Annotated in this window: 8 protein-coding genes; 3 read left to right on the plus strand and 5 right to left on the minus strand. The window is 65.1% G+C overall.

The window, feature by feature from the left end:
• From F6S12_RS27535 to F6S12_RS27550, 4 genes are all read right to left on the minus strand, one after another.
• A partial coding sequence (locus F6S12_RS27535; RefSeq protein ID WP_315869536.1) for an alpha/beta hydrolase occupies nt 1-532 on the minus strand: 532 nt, incomplete at its 3' end.
• A 170-nt stretch (nt 533-702) separates the two neighbouring features.
• The gene (locus F6S12_RS27540; RefSeq protein WP_315869537.1) at nt 703-3,123 is read right to left on the minus strand and encodes a TonB-dependent siderophore receptor; all 2,421 of its coding nucleotides are present in this window, start codon (nt 3,121-3,123) and stop codon (nt 703-705) included.
• A gap of 116 nt (nt 3,124-3,239) precedes the next feature.
• Nucleotides 3,240-4,223: a DUF4880 domain-containing protein gene (locus F6S12_RS27545; protein ID WP_125063019.1), complete on the minus strand. Its 984-nt coding sequence runs from the start codon at nt 4,221-4,223 to the stop codon at nt 3,240-3,242.
• A complete protein-coding gene (locus tag F6S12_RS27550) occupies nt 4,220-4,729 on the minus strand; it encodes a sigma-70 family RNA polymerase sigma factor (protein ID WP_011061763.1) in 510 nt (169 codons plus the stop codon). The genes F6S12_RS27545 and F6S12_RS27550 overlap by 4 nt, the downstream gene beginning before the upstream one ends.
• A 181-nt stretch (nt 4,730-4,910) precedes the next feature.
• On the opposite strand from F6S12_RS27550, the gene F6S12_RS27555 reads away from it, so the two are divergent.
• Nucleotides 4,911-5,882, plus strand: a complete 972-nt coding sequence (locus F6S12_RS27555; protein ID WP_210672369.1) for a bifunctional helix-turn-helix transcriptional regulator/GNAT family N-acetyltransferase — start codon at nt 4,911-4,913, stop codon at nt 5,880-5,882.
• A 223-nt stretch (nt 5,883-6,105) separates the two neighbouring features.
• Nucleotides 6,106-7,113, plus strand: a complete 1,008-nt coding sequence (locus tag F6S12_RS27560) for an NAD(P)-dependent alcohol dehydrogenase (RefSeq protein WP_315869538.1) — start codon at nt 6,106-6,108, stop codon at nt 7,111-7,113.
• Between the two features lie 82 nt (nt 7,114-7,195).
• On the opposite strand, the gene mhpT is transcribed toward F6S12_RS27560, so the two are convergent.
• Complete coding sequence (gene mhpT, locus F6S12_RS27565) at nt 7,196-8,407, minus strand: 3-(3-hydroxy-phenyl)propionate transporter MhpT (RefSeq protein WP_053159126.1); 1,212 nt, start codon at nt 8,405-8,407, stop codon at nt 7,196-7,198.
• 332 nt (nt 8,408-8,739) lie between these two features.
• Between mhpT and F6S12_RS27570 the strand changes: the two genes are divergently transcribed.
• Nucleotides 8,740-9,532, plus strand: a 793-nt coding sequence (locus F6S12_RS27570; RefSeq protein WP_315869539.1) for an OprD family outer membrane porin, incomplete at its 3' end; no start/stop codon positions are given.

Genomic DNA, 9,532 nt, shown 5'->3' on the forward strand with positions numbered 1-9,532 from the left:
GCTCGGCGGCCAGGTCGATGGCCACCGCGCCACCCAGGGAATGGCCGTAGATCAGGCGCTTGCTGGCGTCGGGCTGCAAGACCTTGAGCCGCTCCCAGGCGATGCGCGCGTCTTCATACACGCTGCTTTCCGAGGGCAGGTCGCCGTGGCTCTGGCCAAAGCCGCGGTAGTCGATGGCCAGCACCGAGTAACCCAGGGCGTGCAGCTGCTCGATGCGAAACAGCTGGCCAGTGAGGTTCCAGCGGACCCCGTGCAGGTAGAGGATCGCCGGGGCATCGGCGCGTTGTGCCGGCCACCACCAGGCGTGGATGTTCTGCCCGGCCTTGAAGCTTTTCGGCTTGAGTTCGAATTCCTGCACCGTGCTCGGCAGGCCGCGATACCAACCAGCGGTGCCGGGCTCGATGCGAAACACCAGTTGGCGTTCCTTGTGTTCGAGCACCGCGCAGCTCACCGGCAGGCCGACCACCAGCGCGGCCATGCACAGCAGGGAAAACCAGCGACGGCGCAGGCGCTGGGACAGGGTTGGGGACATGCAGGGCTTCACCACAGGACGGACGACAGCGCGTTTTTAACAGATGTGCCGGGATGACGGCACTCATTTTCAGCGCAGCGGTCGGCGGCAAAGGTTAGAAAATGCTACGGGGGGAGGGGGAACAGATGTCGTGGCCACCCGCTGCCGGGGCGGGCCACGACGGTGGGGCTTTAGAAGTTCCAGCGGGTGCTGAGCATCACATTCCGCGGGTCGCCGTAGTACGACGAGTTGTAGAAACCGATGTTGGTGAAGTACTTCTTGTCGAACAGGTTGTTGACGTTGAGGGTGGCCGAGACGTTCTCGGTGATCTGGTAGCGGGCCATCAGGTCCACCAGCCAGTAAGGGTCCTGGGCGAATTTTTCCTCGGTGCCTTTGCCGTAGTTGCTGAGTATCTTCCAGCCAGTGCCCTGCCAGCGCACGCCGCTGCCCAGGGTCAGCTTGTCGAGGCTGCCGGTCAGCTTGTAGCTGGTGTAGAGGTTGACCTGATCTTCCGGTTCCCAGGTGGAGACCTTGGCCCCGCTCTGGTCGCGAATGATCTTGTGGGTGTAGCCGGCCTGCAGTTGCCAGCCGGGAGCGAGCTCTCCGGAGATTTCCGCTTCATAACCCTTGGCCTTGGACTTGATGCCCTTGGACGCATAGTCCAGCCCGGGGGTGGTGGGGTTGGCGTTGTAGGCCAGGTCATCCACCGGCCGGTTTTCTTCATGCACTTCGAAATAGGCCAGGCTGGAGTTCAGGCGGCCGTCGAAGAACTCGCCCTTGAGGCCCACCTCGTAGTTGGTGCCTTCGTCGGGCTTGAGCACCTTGTCGTTGCGGTCGCGGTAGTCGTCCTGGGGCAGGTAGATCTCGGTGTAGCTGGCATAGACGGAGAAGTTCTGGTCGAGGTCGTAGACCACCCCAGCATAGGGAATGACCTTGCCGGTGTCCTTGGTCCGGCTGGTACCGCTGACCTCGTAGTTGTTGACCCGGCTGCCGAGCAGCAACGAAAGATCATCGTTGAGGCTAAAGCGCGCAGTCATGTAGCCGGCGCTCTGGCGGGTGGTCTCGTCGTTCTTCTTGGTCATGCTGCCCCAATCGGGCTTGGGGCTGTGCCCGTCCCAGTTGAAGTAGTCGTAGAAATTGTTGTGATTGGTGGCGCTGGTGAAGTCCCGGCCTTTCCAGTGCGAGTTGGAGATCGATGCACCGACCACCAACTGATGCTCGCGCCCCAGCAGGTCGAAGGGGCCCGTGGCGTAGAGGTCGCCGCTGTCGCTGACGGTTTCGCCGGTGTACTTGCGGGTCAGCAGCGAGGCGATGCCGGTCTCGGCATTGGGCGACATCAGCGAACCCAAGGGCGCGTTGTAGCCATTGATCTGGTGGTTGTATTGGGCCTTGGCCACCCAGCCGTTGGCGAAGCTGTGCTCCAGGGTGCTGAACACGGTGCGGGTGTATTGCGACCAGCGGCTCCAGCTCGCGCCGTTGTTGTAGGAGCGCGAGGTGCTGATGGCATTGCCCTTGGAGTCGTACAGCGAGCTGCTGCCCGACCAGCTGGAACCCTTGGGGTCGTTGTCCTGATAGTCGGCGCCGACGGTCAGCAGGGTGTCCGGTGACAGGTCGAACTCGAGGATGCCGTAGTAGACGCTGGTCTGGCGCTGGTAGTGGTCAAGGAAGGATTTCTTGTCCTGATAGGCGGCGACCATCCGCCCGCGGACATTGCCGCTGTCGGTCAGGGGGCCGCTGACATCGACCTGCGAACGGTAGTTGTCCCAGGAACCGGCCCCCAGGTCGATGTGCCCGGCGAATTCGGCAGTGGGTTTCTTGCGCACCATGTTGATGGTGCCGCCGGGGCCACCGGCACCGGTGAGCAGGCCGGTGGCACCCTTGAGTATTTCCACGCGGTCGTAGATCACCGTGTCGGTGAGGGTGTGGCCCGAGGAGTACTGTGCGTCCTGCAGGATCGGAATCCCGTCGTACTGGAAGTTCTGAATGGCAAAACCGCGGGAGTAGTAGCTGGTGCGGTCACTGTCGTAGGTGGCTACGGTGATGCCTGGGGTATGGCGCATCACCTCGTCGATGGAGTTGAGGCCAAAGTCATCCATGGCCTGGCGGGTCACCACCGAGATCGACTGCGGGGTTTCCCGCGGTGTCAGCACTAGCCGGGTGGCGGTGGCGATGGTGCCCGGCGTGTAGGAACCGCTGCCTTCGGTGACGGTGCCCAGCTGGTTGGTGGTGACCGTGGTTGCTCCCAGCTCGACCCGTTCACCGCCGCTGGCCTGTATTACCCGATAGCCCGCGCCCTCGGCCACGGCTTGCAGGCCCAGGGGTTTGAGCAGGCGCTGCAGGCCTTCGGCCACGCTGAAACGGCCATTCAGGCCGGTGCTGCGCTTACCGGCGCTGAGGTTGGCGTCGATGGCGATCATGCTTGCCGATTGCTGGCCGAAGATGCCCAGCACCTGGTCCAGGTTGCCCGGGGCGATGGCGTAGTCGCGCTGCTGGTGGTCGGTCACGGCGGCGCCGGCTTCCGTGGCCAGCAGCGGCAGGCTGGTGCTGGCGATGGACAGGCCGATGATGACCGGGCGCAAGGTCGCGGCAAGGGGCGTAAGGCGAATGTGCATAAGGAAAATCCGTGGGTTGGGAAGGGATGGCGCTGAGCTGTTTTCCAGCTTCTTCCCTGGTCTTGATGCACGAGATTGAAAAAACTGCCGCCGCCCTGAAAAAAACAGGAAAACAATCAGGCAGCGTCCACGGAGGCCCAGTACCCCATTACCCGCCGGATGCGAATCGGCAGGGTCCTGGCCAGCAAATCGAGGCTGGCGTCCGGCTGGTCCAGGGAGAACGAGCCGGAAACCCGCAACCCGGCGACTTCGGCGGAGCAGCGCAGCAGGCCGGGGCGATAGCGGTCGAGTTCGGCGATCACCTCGCCCAGGGGGCGACGCTCGGCGATCAGCAGGCCCTGGGTCCAGGCATTGGCCGTGGTGGGCACGGCGGCCAGGGCGCTGATCCGCTGTTGGGCGATATCCACTTGCTGGCCCGGGTCCAGGCTTAGCGCAGGGGCATGGGCGGTGCTCACCGAGCCGCTGCCGGCGAGCAGTTGTACCCGGGTGCCGTTGATGCCCGGCAAGCCGACGCTGAGGATCAACTGCGAGCGCGGGGCGAGCTGGATGTGCCCATCGGTGGTGGCGACCTGCACGGGCGCGGCGTTGCCCAGGGTCAGCAACAGGCGGCCGCTGTTGAGCCGCAGTTGCAGGCCCTGGGGGCTGGCCTTCTGGTCGAGGCTGGTGCGGGTGTCCAGTTGCAGGCTGGCGCCAGCGGCCAGTTGCAGCTGGCGGCGCTCGCCGGTGGCGGTGTGGTAGTCGCTGAACAGTTGCGGCAACAGCAACCGTTCGCGCACGCTCCAGCTGCTGGCGGCCACCACGCCCAGGCCGACGATGCCCTTGAGCAGGGTGCGCCGCCCGGGGTGGCTACGAGCCTGCAGCAGTTGCCGGGCGTGGGGCGCGGGCAGGCTGCGGGTGCTGTCGCGCAGGTCCTGGCCGATGCCGGCCAGGCGCTGCCAGGCCAGCTCATGCTGCGGGTCGGCCCGGCGCCAGGCCAGGCAGGCGGCCTGCTGCTCGGGGGGGCTGATGCCCGATTGCAGCAGCACCAGCCACTCCAGGGCCTGGTCCAGTACCTGCTGCTCCACGGCGCCCTGATCGTCCACTGGCTGGAAGGCGTTCATCCCGGGTACACCGCCGCGTAGCAGTGGCGGTAGGCCTTGAGCATGGCTTTCTGCACCACGTTGACCGAGAGCTGCAGGCGTTGGGCAATTTGCGGGTAGGTCAGGCCTTCGAGCTGGGACAGCAGAAACACCTCGCGCACCCGGCTGCCCAGGCCGTCCAGCACCTGGCCCACGGCGTCCAGGGCCTCAAGCACCAGCAGCCGGGTTTCCGGCGAGGGCTGGTACTGCGGCTCCAGCTGCGCCAGGGTTTCCAGGTAGGCGCGCTCCAGGGCCTGGCGCCGGAAATACTGCCCGCACAGGCGGCTGGCCACGGTGTTGAGGTAGGCCCGGGGTTCGCGCAGTACCGGCAGTCGCTCGCTGCGCAAGATGCGCACAAAGGTGTCCTGCGCCAGGTCCATGGCCTGGTCCTGGTTGCCGAGCTTGCGTCGCAGCAGTTGCACCACCCAGTTGTGATGCTGGAGGTAGAGCTCGCCCACGGCGTGCTGTAGCGAAGGGTTGGGCACCATCGATAAGGGTTCCGAGGTCGAGGTGGGTGAAATGGGCGTTTATGGTAATGCTTCTCATTAGTGAGTGCTTGAGTTTTTATTGCCGTTCACCAGGGCTGACTGACACTCGGAAAAGTGAGCAGGGTTGAGGTTTAATTGGTTGCAAGGTACAACTAAGTGCCTCACTTGCGAGGTCACGCCCATGCCGAGTTCATCCGCTTCCCTTATCCCATCACTGCGCCAGGCCTCCCGGCAGATGGTCCGCGAGCTGGGCTTCATGCAGGCCACCCTGGCCGCCACCGACTACCCGCCCTCGGCGGTGCACGCACTGCTGGAGATCGGCCAGGGCAATGCCCTGACCGCCGGTGACCTGGTGACCCTGCTGGGCCTGGAGAAATCCAGCGTCAGCCGCCTGGTGCGCAAGCTGGTGGACGCCGGCGAGATCAGCGAGCAGGCCCATGACCAGGACGCCCGCTCCAAGAAGCTGCAGCTCAGCGCCCGGGGGCGCCAGACCCTGGCCGGCATCGACCGTTTCGCCCAGGCCCAGGTGGCCGCGGCCCTGGCCCACCTGAGCCCGGCCCAGCAGCGCAGCGCCTGTGCGGGCATCGCCGACTACGCCCGGGCATTGCGTGCGGTGCGGCTGGGAGACGTGCCCGAACAGCCGGAGCGCTGCTCCATCGCCCGTGGCTACCGGCCCGGAGTGATTGGCCGCATCGCCGAAATGCACGCCCGTTACTACGCGGATCTGGCGGGTTTCGGCCAGCCCTTCGAAAGCCTGGTGGCGCGGGACATGGCCGAATTGATGGGGCGTTTGCACAACCCGCGCAATGAAGTCTGGGTGGCGCTGCAGGGGGAACGGATTGTCGGTTCCATCGCCATTGATGGGGAGGGCGAGGGCGGTGAGGCGCTCCTGCGTTGCTTCATTCTCGATGAGGCCGCCCGCGGCCAGGGGCTGGGCCGGCGGCTGCTGGTCGAGGCCCTGGGCTTTTGTGACCAGTGGGGTTTTGCCGCCACCCGGCTGTGGACCTTCAAGGGCCTGGATGCGGCGCGCGCGTTGTATGAGGAACAGGGCTTTGTGCTGGTGCAGGAGCAAGAGGGCGAGCAATGGGGCGCGCCAGTGACCGAGCAGTGTTATGTGCGAGCAAGGGTGGCGCAGCGCGACACAATCCGCTGAGCGCTGAGCGCTGTAGCCGCTGCTGAGCCTGCGAAGCTGCGCAAAGGCCCGCAGGGCCTTGCCTGGCGGTCCCGAGCCGAGCCTGTGGCGGCCCTGAAAACCTGCGTCTGCTGCGTCGGAATGCCGCCCAAGCCGTTCGCAGCCTTGTGCAGCGGCTACAGATAGCCGGTACTGGTGGTAGGGTTAGCCCCCTGATGATTATCGATCTGTGGAGAAGCATCCCATGCAAGCCATCAAGCTCAGCCTGCCGGCATCCCTGGACAACCTGAAGCGCGTGGAGCTGGCAGACCCCGGCCAGCCCGGCGCCGGGCAGATCCGCGTGCGTATCCATGCCTGTTCCTTGAACTTCCACGATTACGCCGTGGTGACCGGCGCGCTGCCCACCGCCGACGGGCGGATTCCCATGGCCGATGGCGCCGGGGTCGTGGAAGCGGTGGGCGAGGGCGTCAGCGAGTTCAAGGTGGGCGATGCGGTGGTGTCCTGCTTCTTTCCCCATTGGCACGATGGCGGTCCGGCGATCGCCGATTTCAGCACCACCCCGGGCGATGGTATCGACGGTTACGCCCGTGAAGTGGTGATCCAGCCCAGCCACTGGTTCACCCATGCGCCCAAGGGCTACAGCCATGCCGAGGCGGCGACCCTGACCACCGCCGGCCTGACTGCCTGGCGCGCACTGGTGGTGGACGGCGCGCTCAAGGCCGGGGAAACCGTGCTGGTGCTGGGCACCGGCGGGGTGTCGATCTTCGCCCTGCAACTGGCCAAGGCCATGGGCGCCACGGTGATCGCCACCTCCTCCTCGGACGCCAAGCTGGCCAAGGTGCGCGAGCTGGGGGCCGACCATACCCTCAACTATCGCACCCACCCCGAGTGGGGTGCTGAAGTGCTCAAGCTCACCGGCGGCCGCGGCGTCGATCACGTGGTGGAAGTCGGTGGCCCGGACACCTTGCCGCAGTCGATCAACGCGTGCCGCATTGGCGGGCACATCGCCCTGATCGGCGTGCTCACCGGCTGGGCCGGACCGGTGCCGACGGCGGCGCTGATGGCCAGGCAACAGCGCCTGCAGGGGCTGATCGTCGGTAGCCGCCAGCAGCAGATCGAGATGGTCCGGGGCCTGGAAGCCACCGGCATCAAGCCGATCATCGACAGTACCTTCCCCCTGGCGGATATCGCCAAGGCCTTCGCCCATGAAGCCTCGGGCGCGCACCTGGGGAAAATCTGCCTGACGTTCTGAGGCGTTGATCGCGGCGACACCCGGGTTGGACTCGGGGTTGCCGCAGCCCAGGTGTGGCGTTGGCCCGCATTGCCGCCTCGGCTCAATGCGCCGGCTTGAGCTCAGGCGTGGCGTTGGCCCGGGCGATGACAGTGAGGATCGACAGCGCAGCGATGACCAGCCCTGGGGACGTGGCCAGCAGCACGCCCGCAGTGCCGGCGCCGGCGGCGAGGATCTGCCCGGCGGCCAGGGGCCCGGCCACCGAGCCCAGGCGGCCGATGGCCACGGCAGCGCCGACGCCGGTGGCACGCACCGCGGTCGGGTAGGCGGGCGGCGCCAGGGCATAGAGCACCAATTGTGCGGCCATCACGAACAGCCCGGCAGCAAAACCGGCCACGGTCATGGGAACAATGCCCACGGACAGCCCGACCCCGGCCAGCGCCGCCAGCAACCCGGCGTACACGAACAGCACCACCTTGATCCCGTTGCAGCGATCCAGCAGCAGGCCGCCGAGCAGCGAGCCAAGGGCGCCGCCTATGTTGAACAGCATCTGCACCAGCCCCGCCTGGGGTTTGCTAAAGCCTTGCTCGAGCAGCAGTGACGGCAGCCAGTTGAGCAGCATGTACATCACGGTCAGGGTGAAGAAATAACTCAGCCACAAGGCCAGTGTGGTGCGCCCGCGACCTTCGCCGAACAGCGCCTGGGTCGTGGAGGCACGGCGGGTGCCGGCACTGGTAGTGTGTTGGCGAAAGGCGCTGGATTCCGGCAGCAGCCAGGCCATCAGCGGCACCACCAGCAGTGGTACCAGGCCGCCGATGATAAAAGTGGTCTGCCAATGTTCGCTGGAGAACATCGCCACCACCGCTGCCAGCGCGCCGCCCAGGGGCACGCCGCAGTACATGACGCTGATGGCCGTCCCCCGGCGACGTTCACTCACCGCTTCGGCGCAGAGGGCGATCAGGTTGGGCAGCGCCGCGCCCAGGCCGAGGCCGGTCATGAAGCGCACCAGCAGCAGGCTCGAATAACTCTCGACGTAGGCCGTGCATAGCGAGAACAGGCCGAACAGCAGCACCGCGCCGACCAGGATCTTCTTGCGCCCGATACGGTCGGCGACCCAGCCGCCGAAGAACGCCCCGGGCAGCAGGCCGATGATCCCGACGCTGAACACCCAGCCCATCATCTTCGGGTCCAGGGCGAAGCTCTGGCGCAATCCGGCAGCGGCGGTGCCGGCCGCTTGCAGATCGAACCCCTCGATCAGCGCAACGATAAAACACAAAGCGATGGTCAGCGTCGAACGACGCGATGGACTGTCCATGGGCAAACCTCATTGTTGTTTTTGTTGTGGTGACCAGCCGGACGCCGAGCCTGAATGCGTCGGCGCTGGTGGCTGGTGATTAAGATAACAAAGATAACTAAAAAATGAATAGCGCCTTAATTTCGGACAATAAATGCAAATAATGTGATTTAAATCAGATAGATAAACTGACACTGAGGATTTTTTTAAAAAATAGATAATAATATTAATGTTCGATTATCGGTCGTTTGTGATTGACGTAAGGCTTGGGCTGTTTCCATTCTCTGTCCGCGACGTCGGCTGCCAGGCCCTCGCTCGACACCTAAAACAACAACAAAAAATGGACATCGGACATGCCAAATATCCCCACCAACGCCGTTGCTGCGGCGTCAGCTTCCTGTGTGCCCAGTCGCCCCACGCGGCTGGCTCTGGCCTTGCTGGGCTTGAGCCTGTTGCCTGGCCCACTCTGGGCAGCAGGTTTTATCGATGACAGCCACGGCACCCTGACCCTGCGCAATTACTACCTGGATCGCGACTACAAGGACGATGGGGCGAAGACCGCCGCGCGGGAATGGGCGCAGGGTTTCATCATGAACATGGAGTCGGGGTTCACCGAGGGCAGCGTCGGTTTCGGCCTGGATGTGCGCGGGCTGCTGGGGGTCAAGCTCGATTCCTCGCCGGACCGCAGCGGCACCGAACTGCTGCCGGTGTCGGCCAGCGACAAGCGCGCCGCCGATGAATACTCGCGGCTGGCGCCCACCGCCAAACTGCGCTTTGCCCAGACCACGGTGAAGACCGGCGATGTCTCGATCTTCCTGCCGTTTGCCTTTGCCAGCCCGTCGCGCCTGCTGCCGCAGACCTTTCGTGGCACCACCCTGAGTTCCAGGGATATCGACGGCCTGACCCTCAACACCGGCTACATCGACCGCATCAGCAAGCGCGACTCCACTGACTACCAGGCCATGACCATTGCCTCGCCCAACCGGCGTTTCAATGCCACGGCCAGCACCTCGCACCTGGCGTACCTGGGGGGCGACTACCAGGTCAACAAGGACCTCAGCCTGCGCGCCTATCACGCGCAGGTGGCCGACCTCTACCAGCAGGACACTCTGGCCCTGCTGCACAACCTGCCCCTGGGCGATGGCG

Source organism: Pseudomonas sp. JV245A (assembly GCF_032424515.1).
Classification (GTDB): Bacteria; Pseudomonadota; Gammaproteobacteria; order Pseudomonadales; family Pseudomonadaceae; genus Aquipseudomonas; species Aquipseudomonas protegens.